Source organism: Novipirellula galeiformis, assembly GCF_007860095.1.
Lineage (GTDB): Bacteria > Planctomycetota > Planctomycetia > Pirellulales > Pirellulaceae > Novipirellula > Novipirellula galeiformis.
The window spans coordinates 62,544-86,309 of the sequence record NZ_SJPT01000001.1 but is presented as its reverse complement, the minus strand read 5'-3'; the positions used below and the strand labels follow the sequence as shown (position 1 = coordinate 86,309).

Sequence of the window (23,766 nt, the reverse complement as noted above, 5' to 3'; positions counted from 1 at the left end):
CCGAGAAAGAGCGAGCACCGCTGGCGGTCGATTCAACGGCCGTTTGGCGGGGCCACAGGGCCGGTCGAGTGGCTGGCCAGGGAGAGCCCTGGGCCGGTCATTTAGATTCGGCTGGGCCAATCATAGATTCGGCTGGGCCAATCAAGGGGCAGGGGTGACCAGTCCCTTCGCTGTCGAGCGGATTAGGCGTCGCCTTTGGTCACGGTCGCTTCCATGATCGTGAAAAAGGACATTGGAGTCGGTTTGTAGCAGCGATCAAAACGCAACGGTAAACCGGCGACCACATCCTGGAGATTCAAATCGGTGCGCCACCCCAAGCGACGTGTGATGTTACCCGCGGAGTCGACCACTTTGGCGATCAAGGGATTTTCACTACGAAAATGGTTGACCATTAAGATTTTGCCACCTGGTCGACACACTCGCACCATCTCGCTCATCATCGAGCGCGGCTTGGAAACCACGCTAATCGTGTGAAACGACGTGACCACGTCGTAGCCGTTGTCCTCAAAGGTCAACCGTTCCGCATTCATGGGAAGCACGTTGATGTGGCTCCACTGCTTTTGTGCGACCAACTGTTCCGCTTCGGCCAACATTGCCTCCGAAAGATCGACCCCGGTTAAACGGATGTCATGCGGATAGCTGTCGAGCGACAATCCGGTGCCGACACCCACTTCGAGCACTTCGGTGCCGCTGGAAATGTTCAGCGCCGCGATTGCACTGCGGATGTTTCGCTTGGCAACCGCTGGCCACAATCCTTGGTAAACCGGGACCAAATTGTTGTACAAACGGCTGCGATGTGGCTCGGCGGACTTGGCGTCCTTTGTTGGCGAAACAGTGCTCATCGATTTTGAAACCCGGTGAAATGCTCAGTGATTCTGTTTTGATATCAATGCCGGCCTGCCCAAACGTATCATCGCTGTCGAATTGAAGCATTGCCGTTTCGGCGTCGCGGTCCCATCTCAGGCACCGCAACGCTCAGACGTCTGTTAAGTCGTTGCTAGGATAGCCTTTAGGGTCTGTTGAAAAACACCCCTTAAACGCGATTTGCGTGAATCTATTACACGGCTGATACAAATCGGGTGCAATTAGGTCGACGTTTCCGCGCCGTTGGATTTTTGATGATCGAGCAATTATACCGCCCCACTGCAGCTGAAATACGCAAAATTTAGTTTTGAACCACCACCCAATGGAACGCTGGAGGCCGCGGATCGCGAAAACGGGGTGCGGATGTTCATCGCTGGCGGTTCGTTTCGGGCGCCAACGGGATTGGGGGCGACGAAATCGGCACCCCTGGGGAAATCGGCACCTCTGGGAATGGGCGGCGACTTCGATCTCGAATGGACCACGCACTATGAATCGGCGGTGGTAGGGTCCATTTTGCTCGTTTTACGTCCCATCAGCGCTCGCAAGGGGGGGCCGAAGGCGAAGTAACAGAACGCGATCGGCAGCGCCACCCAATGCAAAATGAATCCGGCAACAATCGCAAACAGCGCTTGGCCAAATTGATGCGTCGACCAACGCCCTTTGACAAGCTGTTGGAAGACGTGGGGATATTGGAACCGCGATGTCATTAAATAGGCCAAAGCGACCGCCAAGGTAGGGATCACGTAGTGAGAGGACAGCAGGGCGTATTGGGCAATTTTGTGGGCAAATTCGGGATAGAACGGGTCCGTCGCGATCGCGGCGAGGTCGGGCATCGCGATCGCAAACGCGGCGATGGCTCCCGCAGCCGCCGGGCTGGGAAGCCCTTCGAAGCCGTCATGGGGATCATCGTCAGCGGTTTCAACGTTAAATCGGGCCAAGCGAATCAGCACACACAAGGTAAACAAGACGCCGATCGCCCAGCTTAATTTTTGCGGAAACACATCGCTAATTCGCCACACGATCACGGCGGGCGCGGTGCCAAAGGTGATCGCGTCACAGAGGCTGTCGAGTTCCGCCCCAAAGCGACTTTCTTGTCCGGTCAATCGTGCGGCGGATCCGTCTAAAGCGTCAAAAACCATGCCGATAAAGATCAGCACTCCGGCGAGGAATAGCTTTTCTTCGGGGGCACGTGCCAGTGAATCGCTCATTGCAACCGAGATTGCCGCCATCCCACACACTGCGTTGCCGAGGGTCAACAAGGTTGGCAAAACGGCTAGATTAATTTTTCGCTTGCGACGTTTGCGAGGTCTTTTGGGCCTCAAGCGTTCGCCAAATCGGATTTTGCCGCCAAATTGGGGAGCATGGGAATGGCGTTCTGATCCGGATTGCCCTTCGTCGAGCGACGATCCTTCCTCGCTGGTTTCATCGGTTTCGCTGGTTTCATCGGTTTCATTGATCGGCTCATCGTGAGGTCGTTGTTGCGACCGGCTGCCGAACAAACTGCGTTTGAGTTCACTCATGAATTTATCGTTGTTTTGCCAACTTTATTAGGTTTCGCAAGCATTGTGACCGATTTCGTCGCTGCGGCCGTCATCGAAATTGTCAAGCCACACGCTGGCGGAGGGGGACGCCAACGGCAACCTAGGTGCCACCGCTCACGGCGTCTCATCGATGCACGTGGGGGTGACTTGGGCTAAGAGGCTATCTGGATTGATTTGTAGCGCCACGATTGTCGCTACGCCACGGGAGTTTTCGTTACACCGATGGAGATTGTGTCCAAGCAGTTTGCTAACCGCTCTGTTTTTTCCCCGATTTTGGCCGCCATGGGAAGCGTGCCATTACCGGGAACGATGAATTTGGTTACCGAGGCCAGGAATTTGGTCGTTCAAGGCATTTTAATCATAGCGACCCTCACGTCTGGCAAAAAAACGTCTCCTTGCGATCACGCGATTAATGGGGGCCAGGGCGGACAGGGGCTTCGATGCTCGCGGGCTGAATCCACCCAAACGCGGGCGTAGCGGGCCACGGCGGCCTCCGATCCGCTCGAGCGGTTGGCGATGAACGAAGCTCGACACCCGTACTCATGGTGCACCAACGTATCCGCTATAACAGCATGATGTCGATACGCGCAGCCACCGGAGAAAGACGACGTCGATGATGACCCCCCGTTACTTATTGCCCATTGATACACGCCGTTCCCTCCATCGATTTACCGATGTGTTGGTGATTGGGGGTGGTTTAGCGGGGCTGCGCGCGGCGAACGCGGTGGAATCCAATCGCTCAGTCTTGGTGGTAACCAAAGACAAACTCCGCGAATCGAACAGCAATTATGCTCAAGGAGGAATCGCTGGCGTGGTCGATCCGGATGATCGTTTCGAAGACCATGTGATCGACACGCTGCATGCCGGCGGCAATCTATGTGACATCAGCACGGTGGACATGGTGATCCGTGAAGGGCCACGTCGAATCGAAGAATTGATTCGCTGGGGGACGCGCTTTGACGAAGCCGACGGTGAACTCTCTCTGGGCCGCGAAGGGGGGCACAGTCGCGAGCGGATCGTTCACGCCCAAGGAGACTCCACCGGGGCGGAGATCATGCGAGCGGTGATTGATCGCACACGCAGTCTGCCCAATGTGGAAATTTGGGACAATGCCTTCACGGTCGACTTATTGACGTACGAAGGACGCTGTCGCGGTGCCATCATTGTCGGTCCCGACAATCGCCCGTTGATGGTTTGGGCGAAAGAAACGATCCTTTGTACCGGAGGCGCCGGTCAAATCTATCGTGAATCGACCAACCCACCGGTTGCGACGGGCGATGGTCTGGCGATTGCCTATCGCGCGGGAGTTCAGTTGCGTGACATGGAATTCATTCAATTCCATCCCACGGTGTTGTACATCGCCGGCTCCTCGCGTTCGTTGATCACGGAAGCGATTAGGGGTGAGGGTGCGTATTTGGTCGATGCGACCGGGCACCGCTTTATGCCTGAATATGATTCCCGCGGTGAATTGGCGCCGCGCGATGTGGTCAGCCAGTCAATCATCCGCCAAATGGACGCGACCAAGCATCCCTGTGTCTACTTGGATCTGGCACATCTCGACGCCGCGCATGTGCTCAAACGATTCCCCGGGATTGCCGAAGCCTGTGCCAAGTTCGGGTTGGACATTACCAGCGATCGCATCCCGGTTCGTCCTGGGGCGCATTACATGATTGGGGGCGTGACGGTGGACCGCCAAGGACGGACCAGTTTGCCTGGGTTATGGGCGGCCGGGGAAGCGACGAGCAGCGGCCTTCACGGTGCGAATCGATTGGCCAGCAACAGCCTTCTCGAAGGCCTCGTGTATGGGGCGCACGCGGGGGAGGCTGCGTCGCGATCCGCCGCCGAGAGCGTCAATAAGCTTGAAGCGTTGCCGATCCAGCATCCTGTGCACGCTCACAATGAATCCTTTGACGTCGCGGACGTTCGCGTCTCACTGAAAAGCTTGATGGGGCGTTGGGCCGGAGTCGAGCGTGATGCCGAGGGACTGCGTGAAGCCGAGGACTCGATCCGCTCGTTTGCAGCCTATGTGATGGCACGCCAATTTGACACCGTTGAAGGCTGGGAGCTTCAAAATATGTTGCTCGTTGCGTCATGCACGGTCCGTGCGGCGCTGGTAAGAACAGAATCTCGTGGCGTCCATTTTCGCTCCGATTTTCCTCAGGTCGACGATGAAAACTGGCGGCGTCATCTCAGCCAACAGATTGACGTCGACGGCGGGCATCCCAAAATAGGTCCCCCATTGGAACCCAACGAAATTTCGCGTTCAAACTAAATCACCAGCCGCGTGAGTCGATAGCCTGGCGAAGCGACAACGCCGCTCAGACCAAAGCGGCGTTGTCGCTTCCTTAATCGAATTGGAAACAAACGCCTCGCACTGGAGCAACTCTCATGATCGAAGAAACGGTCAACAACATCATTAGCGATCCAGGTGAAGTCGCATTTGTTGTTCATTCCAACGTCCAAGGCCCGATTCGCGATCTGACGTTTCTGCAGCGTGCATTGCTGTTCGCGGAATTGTCGATGATTTCGTACAACGATGAAGCCGAAGCGAGACGCGCGGCAAAAGTTGCTGGCTTTGATGATGTCACCTTCTACGATCACGATGGCTCCCAAGCGTTTCGATTTCGCAATGAGTTTGATTGTGTGATCGCCTGCCGCGGTACCGAGCCCAATGAATGGAACGATATCCAAGCCGATGCGAATGCCGCTTCGGTGGTCGCCGAAACCGTCGGCAAAGTGCACCGCGGTTTTAAACGCGAAGTGGACGATCTGTGGCCGATGATTGAAACGGCATTGATGAGCAACCAGCAACCGTTATGGTTCTGTGGTCACTCGCTCGGCGGTGCGATGGCAACGATTTGTTCGGGACGCTGCTTCCTTTCGCATATCCCCGCGAATCCCGAACAACTTTACACGTACGGCAGCCCTCGTGTGGGTAACAACCGGTACGTCAATTACGTCAACCTTGACCATTTTCGGTTCGTCAACAACAACGATATTGTCACCCGTGTACCGCCAGCTTTGCTTGGTTATCGCCATTGTGGCAATGAAGTCTATATCGACCGCAATGGCAAGCTTGGGCGACTCGGGATGATCCTCAAGCGTCGCGATCGATGGTGGGGCTTCATCCATGGACTAAGACGCAGGAAAATTGACCATTTTTCGGACCATTCGATCCACGAATATATTGCTGCGATTCATCGAGCGGTGGAAGCCGAACAGCAAGAAATGGTCGGCGGCGGCGTGGCCAAGTCAGGCTCCGAGTTTGCCTGTGACGAGCGCGAGTGGACCGTCGATCAAGCGGAGCTCGATTTACCGCATTTAAAACGCCGCGATGGCGACCAACCTTCACCTGACACGTCATCCGACGATGACACTGACCCCCACAAAAAGAGTTTGCAGGGATGACTGGTTCGAATCCAAGAATTGATGAGCAACGAGACACGGCCGCAGCCAACAACGCGGAACGTGGATTTATTGAAATCGATGGGGTGCGACTCAAACTTTCGCATCCCTACGAGGCTGCCGGTCAATGGATTGGTCAACAGGAGGTGTTGATGCAATTGTTGGCATGCTGGATTTCCGTCGATGAAACGGATTTGCCACTGACCCCGCGATTGATTGGATCACCAGGGGTGGGCAAGACGCAATTGGCAATCGCTGCGGCAAAGGCTCAAGGTCGTCCGCTCTACATTTATCAATGCACCGCCGATACGCGTCCCGAGGATTTGTTGGTCACCCCCGTGCTCAGCCAAGGGGGCGAGATTGCTTATCACGCCTCACCGCTCGTGACCGCAATGATCACCGGCGGCATCTGTATCCTCGATGAAGGTAATCGGATGAACGAGAAGTCGTGGGCATCGCTTGCCCCGCTGCTCGATGGACGCCGTTACGTCGAATCCATCGTCGCGGGAATTACCATCCATGCCGAGCGGGAATTTCGCGCCACGGTGACCATGAACCAAGATGAATCGACGTTTGAAATCCCCGATTACATTATGAGTCGCTTGCAACCCACCCTCAGCGTTGGTTTTCCAAGCAAGCAAGACGAAATGTCGATCCTGCAATACCATTTGCCCTTCGCGCAACCCGAGATGCTGGCGATGACGGTAGAGTTTCTACAACATTCGCACGAGCTAAAACTCGATTTTTCACCTCGCGATGGCATCAATTTGCTTCGTTTTGCGATCAAGCGAATGATGCAGGACAGTGGCCATCCGATCAACGCCGACGAAGCGTGGCAGGAAGCGTTGGAGAAGTGTCTCGGCGAAGAGGCGGTTGACTTGGAATCACTAGCCCAGCGTCGCAAGCGGACGCTCGGCGGTGACGCCGTACCGCTCGGTTTAGCCGATTTGTTCTTCGATCCCGATGACCCACTTCACCCCGATCGCGATGACGACGAGGATGAAGATGATGATGACATTCAGTTCTGAGCCACACGGATCACGCCCGTCTTAACGACTGCGACCTTCTGCGAAACGCATCGCTTCCCGTCAGCATTGAAACGTGGGGCGGGGTGCAAGTCGATGCCGAGCAGTCGCAGCTGGTGAATTGGGGCCCATCGCTCGCCAATCGATCGATGTTGGGTGGTGCCCGAGAGCTCGATCCTTAACAGGAAATGTCGCCATGACCAAGATCGTCCGCCATGATGACAACGACATTGGGGCGGGCGTCATCGCATCGCGAACTATCGCATCCAGTCTTCCAGACGAGGCTTTCGCATGATTCCGGATTGCCGCTGCACGATTTCGCCATCGCGGATCATCACGAGTGTCGGTAGGCTCGAAACCTGAAGCTGTTGTGCGATTTGTTGGTGTTCATCGACGTTGATCTTGATGATCGTCGTGTTGTGTTCGGCGGCCGTTTCTTCCAAGTCATGCAAAATTTTGCCTTGGACGCGACATGGCCCACACCAATCGGCATAGAAATCGAGCAGGACGGGCCCGGTAGCCGTGCGGACCAATTCTGTGAGATCGCCATCGCTGGGCAATGTGACTAGGGTGGGACGCAGCGATTCGGGCTCCGATGCCACACGAACGAATGTGGTGGGCGCAACGACGGCGGGAGATTCCTCGATCGCAGGCCGCTCCATGACAGGTTGGCTAGTCGCTATCCTATCGATGCTCGCCGGTTCCGCATCACTTATCACATCGCTTATGACATCGCTTGCTACGTTGCTTGCTACGTTGCGACGCCATGCTAAGGAGCTTCCTTGAGTGCAGCCGACCGAGACAACCGCAATTACGAGTAAAAACGCCAGTAAATTCAGTTGATGATTTTTCATTTTTATATCTGGCCTTCGTAGGTGCGATTTGGGGGGGGCAGGGAACCTCGTGTACCCTCATCCTCAGCAGTGACGAGTCACGCTATCGGGTGATTGACATTGGGCCGAGTGATCCGCCGCTGGCCGTTGCTCGATTTCGAAGCTCTCAACGCCAACGGATCGCCAACGAGCCGGGCGTCTCTCACGCCCCTGCGCCTCGTTTTGATGTTCCCGTTTCCAGTGGGAACACAAGTCTCTGCGGAGGGTGAATGTCTCTCTGGAGGGCGGATGTTTCGCTCCGGGGGGACACTTTTAGAAAACGCCTCGACTGGAGCACGTGGCAAGAGCCATGCATCCCACTGTCAAGGAGGCAGTGACACCCAGCCAAACGAAACGCCATCGGAGAGATAGGAGAAACAGGAGGAATAGGCCCAGTAGGACCCAATGGGCTGTTTGCCTTAAAACCGGGAGAACAACGATGCTTGAGGGGCTCGTAGTCACAATCAGAGCCGCCGTGGGGGGACCTTAACGCTCGGCGACACAATATCCCAAGCATATTCGCTACGTTTTGCTTGCTTGGTGCGTGACAGAATTCGTAAAAACATTAAACTTCGTGGTATGACCGAACAAGCTAACGAAAACAACCAAGACGCTGAATCTGCACTCCCGATGGAAAACTCGAGCGAAAACGCAAGTGCCCCCACTCCACCGGGCGACGCTGCGGATCCCAATCCCATGTCCCAGCCATCGCGTGCCATTCGCCCGCATGGAGTGGAGTACAGCCGCAAGTTGGCCGCCGCTGCGGCTCAAGTCGCCCTGGACAACAAGGGGCAAGACGTGATGGTCTTGGACGTTTGCGATCAAACGGCCGAATTCGATCTCTTCGTATTGGCCACCGGATCGAGCCGTCGACAATTGCACGCGATCAGCGAGCAAATTGACGATGTGTTGGAAAAAACGTTGGGCGACGAACGCCTCGGGATCGAGGGTTATCAGGACAGCCGTTGGATCGTCTTGGATTACGGCAGCGTCGTCATTCATTTGTTTGATGAAGAAACTCGCGAGTACTACGATCTCGAGTCGCTATGGGCCGATGGCAAGCCTATTCCGCTCGAAGAGCTTGGTTTAAAGCCCCAGGGCTAGGGGCCGCGTCAAGAGAATCAATTGGGGTGCCGCTGGCGTTGTCAGGGCAAGGTACTTTTCGTGAACCGGCGTGAGAAGAGAGCTGGGGCGAAGCCCACCTCGGCACGCTGCACGAAAACCGTTACCCCACACAAACGTTGCCCCCACTCTCGTTCGCCCACATTTTTGACGGCCACGCAATTTCGAGGCCCGGCAATTCGTGGAGCCGCCGTTGGCGGTGCGAGCAAACGAGAAAACATCAAACGGTTTAGAACCTCTAATCGCTTCTTGGCTGGAATTTTTGCACGATGCATCTCCCAAACTTTCTAAGCGTTCGCTTTGCCGACGCCCTTCGTACGCTCGTTGACGATCCGGCTCCGTTTGCGTCGATGATCCGTTCGACCAATGATCCCAGCTTCGGTGATTATCAAGCCAATTGTGCGATGCCGTTGTCAAAACAGCTTGGCAAGAATCCACGCGATTTGGCCGCGGAGATTGTTGAACGCCTTGACGTCGACACTTGCTGCGAACCGCCCGAGATCGCCGGACCCGGTTTTATCAACCTGCGTTTGAAGACTTCGTTTCTGTTGCAACAGCTGCGTGCGATGCTCGTCGATGAGCGATGCCTTGTCTCGGTTGCCAATCCAAAACGCAAAGTCATTGTCGATTTCTCCTCGCCAAACGTTGCCAAGCCGATGCATGTCGGGCACATCCGCAGCACCGTCATCGGCGATGCGTTGGCACGCACGATCGGATTCCTCGGGCATGAGGTGATTACGGACAATCATCTGGGCGATTGGGGAACTCAATTTGGCATCATTATCTATGGTTACAAGCACTTTGGGGATCCAGAGAAAGTTGCGAAAAACCCGGTCCCCGAGCTGGCCTCGCTGTATCGATTGGTGAATCAATTGATCGAGTATCGAAAGGCAAAACGGGCTGCCGAAGGGCTCCCAGCTCAGTTGGCGGAGGCGAAATCCGAAGTGGAGAACGCCCGCCAAACGGTCGATGCGACCACCGATCCTAAAACACTCAAGAGTGCCAAGAAGAGCCTTGCGTCGGCCCAAAAGAAACAGCAAGCACTTCAATCGCAAGCCCAGTCGCTCTCAGAAAAGATTGAGCAAGTCGAAAGTGACCCTACGCTGCTTGCACAAGCCAACGACCACTCCGATGTCGATCACGCCGTTCTCGAAGAGACCGTCAAGTTGCATCAAGGTGATGCGGAGAATCTCGAGCTGTGGACTCAGTTTTTGCCCCATTGCAAAGACGAGATCAATCGCATCTACAAACGCTTGAACGTGACGTTTGACCACACGTTGGGTGAGAGTTTCTACCACCCGCTGCTTCCTGGCGTTGTCGAGGAGCTTGAGAAACGGGGGCTCGCTCGCGACAGTGAAGGGGCCGTCTGCGTTTTTCTTGATGAGTTCAATGCTCCCATGATCGTTCGCAAAAAGGACGGGGCGTATCTGTATGCGACGACTGACATCGCGACGCTGAAATATCGACTCGAAGAATTTAAACCCGACGAGATTCTGTACGTCGTCGATTCGCGCCAAAGCGAACACTTTGACAAACTGTTTGCCGTCGCAAAGCGGATTGGCATGCAAGACGTGAAGATGGTTCACGTTAATTTTGGAACCGTGTTGGGGGAAAACGGTAAGCCACTGAAAACGCGTAGTGGGACCTTGATTGGACTCGAGGGACTGCTCGACGATGCGGTGCAACGCGCACGCGAAGTCGTTTGCAACCCCGAACGTCTGGATAAAATTGACCCACCGATGGATGACGCCGAACTGACCAACGTCGCGCAAACCGTCGGACACGGGGCGATCAAGTATGCGGACCTTTCGCATCATCGCACCAGCGACTACAGCTTCAGCTTGGACAAAATGGTGGCACTCGAAGGGAATACATCCGCCTATATCCAATACGCTTATGCACGCACCCAAGGCATTTTGCGTAAAGCCGGTCAGAGGGAGCAAGAGGTGACATCGATCGACCCCCAGGTGACCGATTTTACTCATCCAGCCGAGCGGGCATTGGCAATGAAATTGCTCCGCTTCGAAGAGGCGTTAGTGTCGGTCCACCAAGATTACGCGCCTAACGCCTTGGTCGATTACTTGTACGAAACCGCCAAAGCGTACGCCGTGTTTAATGACAATTGTCACGTCTTGAAAGCGGAGAGCGACGCCATCGCCTCCTTGCGTTTGGCATTGGTAGCATTAACCGGCCGCGTGATTCGCTTGGCTTTATCCTTGTTGGGAATCAATACGGTTCCTCGGATGTAACACTAAGGTATATTTTGCAGCCATTGGGAAGGGGCTATCGTGCTCTTTCGGTTCATGTCGGCCGGAAACAATGATTGACAGATTGGGTAATTACCTTACTGTTACCTGTTGTCAGTTCATTTCAAGAACCTGGAAATAGGCTTCACATTACCGTGAATTCGCATCATGGCCAAATCACAAGTGAAGAGGGTGAATCGTGCAAAAGCGATTCGAGACTATTACGATTCGCACCCCAAAGCGAAACCGCTTCAAGTGAGTGCCGAACTGAAGAAGCAGGGTATTGAGGTTAGCACTCAATACATCAGCACGATTCGTTCGAACTCAAAGAAGAAAAAAGGCAACGTATCCAAGCCGGGGCGACCGCAGGGAAAGGGAACTCGAGCGACATCGGAAGCCACCCCATCGCGTTCGCCCGCCAGCGAGAAACAAAAGCTTTACTTCCAGTCATTGGTCCGTTTGAAGGAAGTGACACGCGAGTTCGGTGGGATCCCCCAAACTCGAGCGGCGCTTGACGCCCTCGAAGCGATCACCGATTAGCAAGCGATTGTGGGGGGGGGACTTAACCGCCATTTTGATCGCGACTTTTCCCTGAGGGCGTCGGTTCGAAATCTTTGCGTTGTTGCGACGGCGGTGGCCGCAAAATAGGAACGCCCCCCCCTTGTTGCGGGAGCGATTCTCTCGTCCGCTGCTATAAATCGAGTTCGGTTCGGTGTAGAATGCTAGTTTTGCGTTCTGCCTGCCAACACTTGGTCGTCTTTTCACGTTCGTTCTTGAACCATCTGTATGAGTTTGACACCCGATCAGTTCGTCCAACGTATCAAAGACCTTGGCTTGGCGGACCCGCGTGCGGTCGATCGTGTCCGCAATGAAGTGGGCGCAGGAGAAGTCACGCTGGCGGAGATGATTGACGCCATGCAGCGTTTTGAAATTGTTTCGACGCTGCAGACGGAAAAACTGCTACGTGGTGACCGCAGCGGCTACTTTTACGGCGACTACAAGGTCCAGTATCTGATTGGTGCAGGAACGTTTGCTCGCGTTTATCGAGCCGAACGCGATGGAAACATCTTCGCCATCAAAGTGTTGCGCAAACGATTTCGCGACGAGCCGAAGGAACTCGAGCAATTCCTGCGTGAAGGCCGTATGGGTTTGCGTCTCCGACACCCTAACATCGTCAGCATTTACGACGTCGTTCCGGATGTTCGCAACCCCTTCTTGGTGATGGAATTTGTCGAGGGGCAAACGTTGCGCGAATTGGTTCGCATTCGTGGCAAGCTGCCTGCCGACTTGTCGCTCAGTCTGATCCAAGACATTTCGTCGGCGTTGGCCCACGCCGCTTCGTTGGGGATCTCTCACCGCGATTTGAAGCTTTCCAACGTACTGATCTCGACCGATGGCAAGGCAAAACTCGTTGACTTTGGCTTGGCAGCATTGGCGGATCGCAACAACCCAGAACAAATTGCTGATTGTCCCAATGCTCGCGCGATCGATTACGCCGCATTGGAGCGTGGCTCCGGTGTTCGCAAAGATGACCCGCGAAGCGATGTGTTCTTCGCCGGCAACATGTTGTACCACATGCTCGCTGGCGAGCCTGCATTGTCCGAAACACGCGACCGCTTGCAACGCTTGAACGTCAATCGATTCATTGACATCAGACCACTCCACGAACTCGCTCCTGATGTTCCCGGTGTGGCTAACCAGATCGTCCAGAAAGCGATGCGGTTCGATGTCAATCAACGCTATCAATCCGCTGCTGAAATGCAGGCCGATGTGCGCAAGGCGATCATGTTGATTGAGCGAGGGGTGACGAGCTCTCCCGCGGACAATTATCACCAACCGATGGCCGAGCATCAGGATGATGACGAGATCCCTTCGAACGAGGGAGAGGGCTACGTTGTGTTGCTAGTCGAATCGAAAGCAGCATTACAGAATGCGGTTCGTGACCGCTTGAAGGCGCGTGGCTATCGGGTTTTGATCATCCAAGATCCCAATCGTGCGTTGGCCCGGTTCGCGGACGCCGAGGAACAACCCGCCGACTGTGTCATCTTCGGTGCATCGGAACTCGGCGCCGATGCGGTCGATGCCTATAACCAATTTGCCCAAGACGAAATGACGGCCGGGATTCCTAGTATCCTGTTGATCGATCGGCGACAAACGCATTTGATCCAAGCAGCACTGCGTGGTTCTAATCGCAAGATGCTCGGCTTGCCGCTGAAAGTGCGGGAGCTGCGTCAAGCGTTGAAACAGTTGCTCGTCGGCGTTAATCGACGGCCGATGGGGACGTATTGATCGCGAAGCGGACGCGGGGGAGATTCTTATTCACCCCGCGCGAGTCGTTGTCGCGCTTCGTCAGCCCAGGGACTGTCGGGGAAAAGTTCAAGGAAACGCGTCCAGTGGTGAATCGCTTCGACACTTCGTTCCAATTGATCAAGCGTCTTGGCAAGATGGTAGTGCACGTCGGAATAGTCCTCGAAAATGGCGAGCGCGCCTTGGAACGAAGCGACCCCCAGTTCCGGTTGCCCCGTTTCGGCTAACACGACACCGAGACTAGCCCGGGCCTCCACAAACTCGGGATCAATCTCAATCGCGCTATAATAACGCTCGCGTGACGCGATCGTTTCTCCCAACCGGTACAACAACTCACCCATTTGAAAATTGATATCCGCGCGAGGGCCGTCTCGAGCCAGCATCGCGTGATAGAAATCGATCGCTCGTTGCAAGTCCTCTTCATCCTCGGCTTGGTAGGCGGCTTGCAGCAATTCGTCCCTCTCGTCCTGAGCACGTCCGCTGAGCGGGAAGGAGGTGTCATCTTCACGCACCATCGACAAGACTTGTCCCGCGCCGATGTCATCGCTTGACAGAGGCACCTCGGTTTCGTTGAACGCATCGAAATCGAACCGCAACTGGCCTCCCGGTTCGACGAGCCCCTCGCCATGTCGCAGCAATACCGTTTTGCCTTCGACCAAAATCGAGAGTTGTTCTAGCGGCCGATGGATCTCCGGTAACAGTTCGACCCATTGTGCTAAGCGTTGCTCGATCGCGGTCGAACTTTCTCCCTCCGCAATCCAATTCGCCAACCGTTTTGCCACCGCCACTTCCGCAAAATCGAAGTACGGCAAGCGGTGCATTGTTTCGACCGGCGTGATCAGCCCAAGGCGTTGCCAACGCCGGACGACGCGGACGGAGATCCCCAGTAAGTGGGCTAACATGGCCGGAGTGTATAACCGCTGGGCGGATCGCTCGAAGTCAACTAATCCGAGACGTTGCCACAGTTCCGATTCGTAAACGATTTCACGACTTCCCGTCGCGATCGCGTGCCGCGTCGCTTCGCTAAGCAGCTCCGCTTCGAGCACCGGCGATTGATCGGCGCCGATCACGACCCAGTCGACGTCGGTCGCCTTTTGTTCCACGATCGTGGCGCCATAGGAGCGGAGCAGATTTGCTGCTTCTCGACGCGTCATACTACCGAAACGCCCCACTAACGCGATGCTGACGTTGCGAAGCAATGCCGCGGGCGGATCGTGATCGCCGTCACTCTTGGGATAACCGCCCTCGGAATCGCGGTCGTCGGGCCCCGACAAGACCCCGTCGGGCCCCGACAAGACCCCGTCGGGCCCCAATGTGTCCCCGTCGGGATCGGGTCGATCACTTGAATTGGCCAAGTCGGTCGCATCGATTGGCTCGTTCAATCGTGTCATCTTGTGGTACGGGGAAAAAGGATGGGAACGAGGGGGGGAACAGGACTCACGATTCCCAGCACTTCTGATGATCCGTCGCCCACCCTGCGAAGGTTAGCAGAGCGTAGCTTGCCCCCCACCTTGGTGAAACGCGCTAGGGAACAGGAACATTTCTCGCTTCATTATCCACAAACTGGGCTAACACTCTAGAGACGAACCTTGTTCTCTTTGACAGGATCTATCATCTTGGGCGAGTGCCGTGAGTGGGCAAGACGATCGCTGGGGTGCCTTCGGGCAAACTGGAGGAAAGTCCGGGCTCCGCAGGATAGGATGGTCGATAACGTCGACCGGCCGCGAGGCTAGGGAAAGTGCAGCAGAGAATAGACCGCCGAACGGTTGCAGGCGATTGTCTTTCGGGACTTTCAAATTCAATGCGTGGTAAGGGTGAAACGGTGCGGTAAGAGCGCACCAGCGGTCGAGGTGACTCGATCGGCTTGGTAAACCCCATCCGGAGCTAGACCAAACAGAGTGCAGGGGATTGGCTTTCGGGCTGACTCCCGCGAAGCGATCCGTTTCGCTATCGACATTCGGGTAGGTCGCAACCGAGGCGACGAGCAATCGTCGTGCACAGATAAATGGTCGTCGGCGCGAGGCAACTCGCGTCACAGAACCCGGCTTACTACCCCACTCACGGCACTTTCTTCGTGGCGAAATGCGAATCGTGGTTCACCTGGGAATCGCGCACGGTCGCTTCCTGGAACGCGCGTCTGTGCGAATTGCCCCGCCACCGCTAGGCCCTGTTCTCGAGAGCCTTGGGAACGTCGCGCTGCGAGCGCTGGGCAACTAACTTGCGCCGCCACCAAGCCGCTGCAATTGATACTTGCCGTTCAGAATATCTTGCCACCATGTTTGGTGCTCCAAGTACCACTGGACGGTTTCTCGCAACCGCTCTTCCAGCGTGCGTTGCGGTTTCCATCCCAATTCAGTCTGGATCTTGCTTGAGTCGATGGCATAGCGAAAGTCATGCCCCGGGCGATCTTCGACATGGGTGATCAGCTCGGCGTAGCTGGTTCCATTTGCCCGCGGCCGGATGGCATCGAGAATTCCGACAATGGCATGCACGAGATCAATGTTTCGTCGTTCGCTGTTACCACCGATATTGTAGGTTTCGCCAGGAGTTCCTCGAGTCAGCACGGTCACCAAGGCACGCGCATGATCCTCCACGTACAACCAATCACGCACGTTCAACCCTTCGCCGTAAACGGGCAGAGGTTGCTCATTCAAGCACTTGATAATCATCAACGGAATCAGCTTCTCCGGAAAATGATAAGGACCGTAGTTATTCGAGCAATTCGTAACGAGAACCGGTAACCCATAGGTCGACTTCCAAGCGCGAGCCAAGTGATCGGAAGCCGCCTTGGTCGCCGAATAAGGCGAGTGAGGATCGTAGCGAGTTGTCTCGGTAAACAATCCGGTATCGCCAAGCGAACCATAGACCTCATCTGTGGAGACGTGCAGGAAGCGAAACGCGTCACGCCGCTCGGGTGACAAACGGTTGAAAAGCCTCAGGCTGGAATCGAGCAGATTGAAGGTGCCCACGACGTTGGTTTGGATGAATTCCGAGGGCCCATCGATCGAACGGTCCACGTGCGATTCCGCAGCCAAGTGCATGACCGCATCGGGCTCGACACACTCCATCACCTCACCCACCACGACGGGGTCTGCCAAATCGGCTTGGACGAACGAATAGCGTGGCGAATTCGCGACATCGGCGAGGGAGTGGGGATTCCCGGCGTAAGTCAATTTATCCAAATTAACGACGTCGTGATGGGTATCGGCCAACAGATGACGAACGAGATTGGTTCCGATAAAACCACATCCGCCAGTTACAAGGATTTTCATGATTGAAGTCGAGGAAGAGTACGATGAGTGCGATCGGGATACGGCTTAGAAACACCACTGACAACCATAATCGCCAGCGGCTTCGAGGGAAAGCAAAGGCGTGACGCGAGGTTCGAAAAAGGGGAGGTAAATCAGGCCGTTTGCCGGCATCACCGCGGCGAGCGGGCGTTGCGTTGCCGGCTCCGCAACGCGGCGACCACCGTCAGACAGCCAATTCTGCGATCGCGATCAGACTGCGGCGACGACGAGCCGGTCAAGCAAAAGCGGACGCCACGACCGGATCGACCGTTTCGTCGGCAACCAATAGGAAATGGCATGGGAACAGCGGACGCAACTGAATCGGGCGGGCCAGCGCACTTTGCGCGATTCTAGAAATCTCTTGCTCGCTAAACGCGGCTTGAATCCCGGCCACCGCATCGTGCCGATAGACGTGCGAACGGGTGCATAGACGCGAAGCCAACTTCACCAAGGCATGATTTAAACGACTGCGATTTAAATCACAGACGATCACCGCCTGCTGCGCCGAAAACTGTATCGATTGCAACAAACGGAACGCCTGTGCTTCGTCCAAGCGGTGCATGAGCATCGAGCATACGACGACATCAAAACCGCAGGGCAGCGGCGAGGCAATGCAATCGAGTTGAACACTTTGCACCTCGACCTGCGACTGTTTCGCCAAACGTTGTTGCTCGGCGATGGAGTGAGCGTTGGGATCGACGGAGGTGATGTGAAGATCGCAACGATGACGAGCCGCCTGGACCGCCCAACGGACCGCGAGATCTCCATTGCCGGTGGAGACATCCAACACCCTCAACGGGCGTCGCCCTCGATGAGCGATTTGGTAGCGGGCGATTTGGCGATAGAGCCCATCGGCGATCCCCGTAAAACGATTCCACCTCGCCATACTGATTCTCGCTCGCTGATATTCAGCGGCGTCTAGCGATGGATCATCGATCCAAACCGAATTGCGTACTCGATCGAAAGTCATGTTCCTCCATCACTTTCATCCACCCGATTCGCCGAGCGAAGCTTGTTCCGCATCGTTCGTTCGGCGATACAACGCAATCATTCCGGCAAGTGAGCCGGTCAAGACTGCAATGCTAACCCATTGAGAGATCGATAAATCGGTACCAAATTGCCCCTGCTCGTCGACGCGAACGATTTCCAGCACAAACCGTAGCACCGCATAGGATGCAAAGCCCAGCAACATCACCAATCCGTCACGCCGCACCACATAAGACGCCGCACAGAGAAGCAGGCACAAAACGATTGCCGAGATACTACTAATCAATTGGGCCGGTTGAACCGGAATCGCGCGTTGAGGTAATTGGTCGGGGGACCAACGGTGAATCTTGCCATCGATCATGGCGATCACGCCCAGCGGTGCTTGTTCGCGAGGCAGACTTTTCGTGAATGCCTCTTGGTAGCCATCGTCCATCCGAATTTGCTCAACGACGCTGCCCAGTTCGATACCCGCTTGCTCCGCGAGTCCTCCACGTGAGATTCGGGTGACGTTGCCCGAGGTGGGATCAAATCGCAGCCCCAGCAGATCACCTCGCGTCGCCTGGTCCTGATAAACGGGACTGCCTGGCGGAAACTGTAACGCGGCCCAGTAATTCTCGCATTGGCCGCCGTAACAGCATCCGTTCATCAAACAGCCGATGCGGCCAAAAAACAAACCGAGAAACATACAAGGAACGATGGCATCCCCCAGTTTTAACAGCGGCAAGCGATGACGTGAAATGTAGTAGGCACCCGCCAAGGAGCCGCATATGAAAGCGCCATAAACGACAAGTCCCCCTTCGGTAAACGTCAACATGCGGCGGATCGTCTCGGCCAGAGAGTCGGTCAAAAAGTGGTCGCGATACTGAACCACGTAGAATAACCGAGCCCCGGCGATTCCCCCGATAAACACCCAGGGGGCCATATTCAAAATCGCATCGGGATCGATCCCACGTCGCTTGGCGCGAACCATGGCCAAGCCCACCGCGGAAAGCACCCCGAGCAACAACATCACGCCGTAACCTCGGATCGCCATCCCAACAGGCTCGCCCGCCACATTTTTAAGTTCAACGCTTGGCAACACAATTGCGACTGCGGCGGCGAATAAAGCCCACATCAGCCCTTCGGTTGCCATGAATCCGCCCACCGAACCGCCACTGCGTTTGACCTGCACGACTCGAAACAGGAGGGCAATGACCATCAGAATCAGCACCCAGCCGAAGCCAAAAATTGGCAGTCCAGCGATTTCGTGAGGAATCAAAAAAAGTGTACGGCGCATCTGCGATCGTCTCTACAAAAGGGGCAAGTCGACAAAGGGGGGCATGTCTCACACGTCATCGCCAACCGGAGTGGAGTTGGTTGCCCCACAACGGTGCGTCAACAAGCGTCAATCGCCGAATCGGAGTTGGTCTGGACGTGATCCTATCGTCTTTTCTACGCTCTGGGCCGCTAAAGCGTCCAGGTGGATGCCTTGGAATCCAACTCACTCTGAGGATCTTTCCTTTATCGTATCCGGGATTGTCATGCTTCCAATGCTTCAACCACCCCAATGCCGCTACACGACCGTTCGGATCGTGATGATGATGTTTTTGGGCATGTCCTCCATCGCGTCAGCGCAAACGGCCGATTTCCGAATCACGACGGAAATTTACGAGAATTGGAGTTCAAACCCCTCTGCAAAACATCTCATTTTGTTTGCGGGGAATTTGACTTACGATTTGGCGGAAATCGAAGGCCGCTACGCCACCGTCTATGACCCCGATCGAAAACGAGTGATTTTACTCGATCGCCATGCGAAAACCCGCACCACAATCGACACCGAAGACATGATCCGAATCACGGCGCAGGCTCGTGCGGCGGCTGAAACCCGCGAACAACAAGAGCGTCTGGGGATCCTCGCAACCCCCGAGTTGGAGTCGGATCGCTACCGGATTAGCTATGGGGACGCCCGCTACGAAACGACCGTTCAAACACCTGCCGATATCGCGATGGCGATTCGTTATGGCCAATTCGTCGACCTTGCTTCGAGGCTAAATCTCGTCCATCGCCGCGGCTTACCCCCCTTCGCCCGGATGACCCTTAGTCAACGCGTCGCGTCGGACGGCAAGATTCCCAAAGAAACGACGTTGACGATTCGCAGGGGAGTTAAGGTCGATCGATTCCGCTCGCAACACGAATTGATTGCCAGTTTGAGCCAGCAAGACAAGAAACGGATCGAGGAAATCGGCGGGATGTTGGCTCTCTATAGCGAAGTCCCACTGAGCGAAACCAGCGAGTAAACCCAGGCTCGATTACAATGCCTGACACGGAACCTTTTCCATCGGGCGTGGTTAAATCAAGCATGAACATCAAACGATCTTTCGCGGCGTCATTTTGCATCCTATGGGTTGCGTGTGTCTGTTTGGCTCCACCCGCATTAGGCCAGCGCGGCTTTGACCGCGGCCGTGGGGGTGATGACGGTGGCCGTGGCCGAGGAGGGGGGGACCGTGGTCGGGGAGGCGACGAAGGAGGCCGGGGGGGATTTAGTCGTGGCCGAGGCGGATTCGACGCCAGTTCGATGCTAGGTCGCTTTGATACAAACAAAAATGGCGTGCTCGATCCGGAGGAGCAACAGGGGCCTGCCCAATTCATTCTTGGCCGCGTCCAGCAAGTCGACAGCAGTGTCGTTCCAGGAAAGCCGATCCCCATCGACAAGATCGCTAAGGCGTTTGAGAAGATGCGTGAACAACGTGAAGGGGGAGACGGGGACGACCGCGGAAGAAGCCGCGGTGGCAGCGATCGGGGCGGCGATAGTAGCGCTGAAGCCTGGACCGCTGAACTTCTCGTCCCTGGTTTCGGAGTCGAAACTGATCCCGTGCCTCTGTTGGGGTTTGGGGCGGCATCGGAATTGATGTCGGTTCAAATTAGTGAGAAGGACAAACAGGAAGCCGAAGAAACGCTGCGGCGATACGATCGTGATCGCAATGGTCAGTTATCAAAGGATGAATTGTCGCGAGGGCGATTCGGTGGAACCCCGCTCGATTTTGATCGCAATGGCGATGCCCAACTCTCGGTGAACGAATTGGCGGTCCGCTACGCACGGCGACGTGAGGTCAATGAGACTCAAGAAGCGGAACGCAAACGCGAGGAAGCCCGTAATCGCAATCGTGATGGCAAGAAAGAAGTGAAGGAGGTTGACCTCTATCATGGACGTAAATCGTATCGAGCCACCACAACGCGACCGCTACCCGAAGGCACTCCCGGTTTCTTCAGCGATAAAGACCGTAACGGCGATGGCCAAGTTGAAATGGCCGAGTTCGCAACGGAATGGTCTGATGAGGTGCTGGCTGAATTTTTCAAATCGGATTTGAATCGCGATGGGGTGATCACCGGCGCGGAAGCTCGACAAGCCGTTGAGCTTGGTAGCCAAATGAGTCCGGTTGCGGAAACCGCTTCCTCGGGTTCTACCGCCGCCTCGTCGTCCACCGCATCCCTTGCGAAGGTTTCGGGTGAACAGCCCAGTGAAAAGTTAATCAAAACCGCTGAGCGAATTATCTCGCGTTATGACAAGAACAGCGACCAAGCTTTAACGGCATCGGAGTGGTCACCGATGTTGATGAGTCCCGCCGCAGCAGATCTCAACCGAGATGGCCGCGTGACCGTGTTGGAATACGCTTCTTGGATGCAATCGCGGTCCAAGCAATAGCCAAGGAGTCGTTGCGGATCAGCTATTGGTCCGCAATTGAATCTGAATCGTCTCGCCTCCTGCCGGTGGTCGCGAGATTAACGACTGCTGAAAATTGGGCTCGATGATCTCGTTGTCGTTCGGTTCCAGCCTCGAATAACCCACCTGTTCCGATGTATTGCGATTGAATTCACGATCGCCGTTTTTATCGTGGAATGCCACAACGGCAAACTTCTCGGGTAAATCGACAAAGGGGAGCGTCCAGCTCGCTTGTCCGTTGCTGACTGTGATTTCCTGGCTCCAGTTCGCTTGGGATAGATCCGCAAACGAAGCTTCGGAATCGTAGATCGCCAGCACGATTGCGCCTTCGTCATCAGTGGCTCCTGCTACTTTGAATAAAACCATGTCGCTTGAAACATTTCGCATCTCCGAGGAATTCAATTCCGCAATTCTTCTTGCATTCGGAAAGCCGGGAGCGACAGACCGTGATTGGCGGTACAGCAGCATGCCCGACCCGGCCACGATCAATCCGGCTAAAAAGACAAGTAGCACGTTACCGTGATTCTGAGCCCACAAACTCTCAGGTTGGGAATTAGGAAGAGAATCGTCAAGCTTCGCGTCGTCGAGTTCTTGCATTGGTTTGCTGCGAGGGGATGAATCGATTAAGGGAGTGGATTGGCACACATGAGGTGCCCTTGGGACATTGGGGCAGTCCAAGGAGATGTTTCGACCGCCGCGGTCCGTCTTCGTTTTGTTGAAATGGCTATGAAATCGAGGATTCGGGTCGACTTGCAATGGAGAGACCGGTACTTCGTCACCCCACGGAATGCTCCCCTTTGTCCTGCCTAGCGAGAATGTGGACGGTGATTGACAAATCCGACGTTCCATCACGCATGTTCTAGCTGATTATTCGTCGGACTGCCGCTGTCGACCGCACGCAACCCTCCTCGAAACCTTTTAGTGTTCCCGAAATCTCGGCAAGCTTCAATCAGCGCGCGGTTACGCATCTCATTGTTTTCCCGGGTGCGAAGTATTAGGCTGTGCGTTGAAAATTAACCGTCCTATTTCGCAGCAGAGATTTCATTATGGAAACTTGGCCTATTGGTGTGTTCGCGTCGGTCGATGCGGGGCTTGGAGTCGGCTGGAACGTCATTTCCGAACTAAAGGTTCCTACGATCCAGTTGCACGCTCCACACCCTGGAAACCGAACCGCAGCGACAGCGGAGTCCTTAAAGGCTCAATTGGAGAAGCTTGGCGTGCGTTGCACCGCCGTGTTCGGTGGATTTGAGGGCGAGAGCTACGCGGACATTCCTACGGTGGTAAAAACGATCGGTTTGGTCCCCGCAGAAACGCGACAAAGCCGACTCGAAGAGATGTTTGAGATCTCCGATTTCGCCAAGAACCTCGGTTGTGACACCATCGCACTTCATCTCGGTTTTGTCCCCGAAGAGCCTTCCGACGACGGTTATGCCGAGATTGTGGAAGTGACGCGAAAACTGTGCGATTATTGCAGCAAAAACGGACAATACCTGCACCTCGAAACGGGGCAAGAAACGGCCGATGGATTGATCGAATTCATTCATCAAGTGCAACGTGAAAACTTGAAAATCAATTTCGACCCCGCCAACATGATCCTGTACGGTAGCGGTGAGCCAATCGAAGCGCTGAAGAAGGTCGCCAAGCACGTTCGCAGCATCCACTGTAAAGATGGAACCTGGAGTGATCAGCCTGGCAAGACTTGGGGAGCCGAGGTGCCGTTGGGGCAGGGAGCGGTGAATTTCCGCGAGTATTTGAAAACGCTCAAGGAAATTGGCTACACCGGCCCGTTGACGATTGAGCGTGAGATTCCGCAAGATCCAGTGCGTCAAAAGCAAGAAATCGGTCACGCAATCGAGCTTTTGACTTCGCTAAAAGCGGAATTGCTAGGCTAAATCAGCCGACAAACGCTCCGCGGTTTTCGGCCGCGGGTTGTCGCCATGTATTAGAATTAACGAAATTCAATCGAATTTCGTTGCGGCAAACGTGTCGCGAAGGGACTGTCGCGAAGGGACAGAGCACTTTTCTCGGGGGTGGCCACCCACCGGGGAACTCGTTCCTCGAACCTGAGGGACCAGAACCTGAGGGACAGAATCTGAGGGACAGAGCATCATTTCGGGGGTTGACTTTGGACAGGGCCAGGGGAACCATTCTCTTAGCGGAGATTGGACGGTTCCTTCAACTCTGGCGAGGTGCAAGATGGGGCGCTTGTCACGCTGCGAAGTCTTCGATCCTGGCGAAATCGCGATCGCTCACGTTCACAATCGAACTGTCCGGCGATGTTTCTTGATGGGGGATGATCCTTACTCGGGAAAAAACTTCGACCATCGCAAAGTCTGGATCGAACAGCATTTGCAGCAATTCGCTGCCGCCTTCGGAATTGATCTGTTGGGATTCGCGATTCTCTCGA

General features: G+C 55.3%; 19 protein-coding genes and 1 other RNA gene. 11 read left to right on the top strand and 9 right to left on the bottom strand.

The features are described from left to right. Nucleotides 1-182 precede the first annotated feature (182 nt). Nucleotides 183-842: a class I SAM-dependent methyltransferase gene (locus Pla52o_RS00275; protein ID WP_146592604.1), complete on the bottom strand. Its 660-nt coding sequence runs from the start codon at nt 840-842 to the stop codon at nt 183-185. A gap of 507 nt (nt 843-1,349) precedes the next feature. After that, a complete protein-coding gene (pssA, locus tag Pla52o_RS00270; protein WP_231611985.1) occupies nt 1,350-2,384 on the bottom strand; it encodes a CDP-diacylglycerol--serine O-phosphatidyltransferase in 1,035 nt (344 codons plus the stop codon). A 634-nt stretch (nt 2,385-3,018) separates the two neighbouring features. On the opposite strand from pssA, the gene nadB reads away from it, so the two are divergent. From nadB to Pla52o_RS00255, 3 genes are all read left to right on the top strand, one after another. Then, on the top strand, nt 3,019-4,677 hold the full coding sequence (nadB, locus tag Pla52o_RS00265) for an L-aspartate oxidase (protein ID WP_146592603.1): 1,659 nt from the start codon (nt 3,019-3,021) through the stop codon (nt 4,675-4,677). A gap of 116 nt (nt 4,678-4,793) precedes the next feature. Beyond that, the gene (locus tag Pla52o_RS00260) at nt 4,794-5,813 is read left to right on the top strand and encodes a lipase family protein (RefSeq protein WP_146592602.1); all 1,020 of its coding nucleotides are present in this window, start codon (nt 4,794-4,796) and stop codon (nt 5,811-5,813) included. Next, nucleotides 5,810-6,838, top strand: a complete 1,029-nt coding sequence (locus Pla52o_RS00255; protein ID WP_146592601.1) for an AAA family ATPase — start codon at nt 5,810-5,812, stop codon at nt 6,836-6,838. The genes Pla52o_RS00260 and Pla52o_RS00255 overlap by 4 nt, the downstream gene beginning before the upstream one ends. 254 nt (nt 6,839-7,092) lie before the next feature. Here Pla52o_RS00255 and Pla52o_RS00250 read toward each other — a convergent pair whose 3' ends face one another. Then, on the bottom strand, nt 7,093-7,689 hold the full coding sequence (locus tag Pla52o_RS00250; RefSeq protein ID WP_197168911.1) for a thioredoxin family protein: 597 nt from the start codon (nt 7,687-7,689) through the stop codon (nt 7,093-7,095). 597 nt (nt 7,690-8,286) lie between these two features. On the opposite strand from Pla52o_RS00250, the gene rsfS reads away from it, so the two are divergent. The 4 genes from rsfS (at nt 8,287) to Pla52o_RS00230 (ending at nt 13,364) form a co-directional block, all read left to right on the top strand. Next, on the top strand, nt 8,287-8,811 hold the full coding sequence (gene rsfS, locus Pla52o_RS00245; RefSeq protein WP_231611984.1) for a ribosome silencing factor: 525 nt from the start codon (nt 8,287-8,289) through the stop codon (nt 8,809-8,811). 287 nt (nt 8,812-9,098) lie between these two features. Then, complete coding sequence (argS, locus tag Pla52o_RS00240) at nt 9,099-11,078, top strand: arginine--tRNA ligase (protein WP_146592600.1); 1,980 nt, start codon at nt 9,099-9,101, stop codon at nt 11,076-11,078. Between the two features lie 165 nt (nt 11,079-11,243). Continuing rightward, nucleotides 11,244-11,615, top strand: a complete 372-nt coding sequence (locus Pla52o_RS00235) for a hypothetical protein (RefSeq protein ID WP_146592599.1) — start codon at nt 11,244-11,246, stop codon at nt 11,613-11,615. Nucleotides 11,616-11,861: 246 nt separating this feature from the next. Beyond that, a complete protein-coding gene (locus Pla52o_RS00230) occupies nt 11,862-13,364 on the top strand; it encodes a serine/threonine-protein kinase (protein WP_146592598.1) in 1,503 nt (500 codons plus the stop codon). 26 nt (nt 13,365-13,390) lie between these two features. On the opposite strand, the gene Pla52o_RS00225 is transcribed toward Pla52o_RS00230, so the two are convergent. Then, nucleotides 13,391-14,773 (bottom strand): MerR family transcriptional regulator, encoded by a 1,383-nt coding sequence (locus Pla52o_RS00225; protein ID WP_231611983.1) that lies wholly within the window; start codon nt 14,771-14,773, stop codon nt 13,391-13,393. 239 nt (nt 14,774-15,012) lie between these two features. Between Pla52o_RS00225 and rnpB the strand changes: the two genes are divergently transcribed. Beyond that, nucleotides 15,013-15,447: RNase P RNA component class A (rnpB, locus tag Pla52o_RS00220), an RNA gene on the top strand. A gap of 148 nt (nt 15,448-15,595) precedes the next feature. Here rnpB and rfbB read toward each other — a convergent pair. The 3 genes from rfbB to Pla52o_RS00205 form a co-directional block, all read right to left on the bottom strand. Beyond that, the gene (rfbB, locus tag Pla52o_RS00215; protein ID WP_146592597.1) at nt 15,596-16,654 is read right to left on the bottom strand and encodes a dTDP-glucose 4,6-dehydratase; all 1,059 of its coding nucleotides are present in this window, start codon (nt 16,652-16,654) and stop codon (nt 15,596-15,598) included. 253 nt (nt 16,655-16,907) lie between these two features. Continuing rightward, nucleotides 16,908-17,642 (bottom strand): methyltransferase domain-containing protein, encoded by a 735-nt coding sequence (locus Pla52o_RS00210; protein ID WP_146592596.1) that lies wholly within the window; start codon nt 17,640-17,642, stop codon nt 16,908-16,910. 15 nt (nt 17,643-17,657) lie between these two features. Then, entirely contained in the window at nt 17,658-18,935 is a 1,278-nt protein-coding gene (locus Pla52o_RS00205) for a prolipoprotein diacylglyceryl transferase (RefSeq protein ID WP_146592595.1), read from the bottom strand. 253 nt (nt 18,936-19,188) lie between these two features. Here Pla52o_RS00205 and Pla52o_RS26550 point away from each other — a divergent pair, with 253 nt between their 5' ends. Both Pla52o_RS26550 and Pla52o_RS00195 read left to right on the top strand, forming a co-directional pair. After that, entirely contained in the window at nt 19,189-19,935 is a 747-nt protein-coding gene (locus tag Pla52o_RS26550; protein WP_197168910.1) for a hypothetical protein, read from the top strand. A gap of 278 nt (nt 19,936-20,213) precedes the next feature. Next, the gene (locus Pla52o_RS00195) at nt 20,214-21,341 is read left to right on the top strand and encodes an EF-hand domain-containing protein (protein ID WP_146592593.1); all 1,128 of its coding nucleotides are present in this window, start codon (nt 20,214-20,216) and stop codon (nt 21,339-21,341) included. An 18-nt stretch (nt 21,342-21,359) separates the two neighbouring features. On the opposite strand, the gene Pla52o_RS00190 is transcribed toward Pla52o_RS00195, so the two are convergent. Further along, nucleotides 21,360-21,956, bottom strand: a complete 597-nt coding sequence (locus Pla52o_RS00190) for a DUF2141 domain-containing protein (RefSeq protein ID WP_197168909.1) — start codon at nt 21,954-21,956, stop codon at nt 21,360-21,362. 449 nt (nt 21,957-22,405) lie between these two features. On the opposite strand from Pla52o_RS00190, the gene Pla52o_RS00185 reads away from it, so the two are divergent. Continuing rightward, nucleotides 22,406-23,251, top strand: a complete 846-nt coding sequence (locus tag Pla52o_RS00185) for a sugar phosphate isomerase/epimerase family protein (RefSeq protein WP_146592591.1) — start codon at nt 22,406-22,408, stop codon at nt 23,249-23,251. Between the two features lie 316 nt (nt 23,252-23,567). Here the strand turns inward: Pla52o_RS00185 and Pla52o_RS26545 are convergent. Further along, on the bottom strand, nt 23,568-23,766 hold a 199-nt coding region (locus tag Pla52o_RS26545), incomplete at its 5' end, for a hypothetical protein (RefSeq protein WP_197168908.1).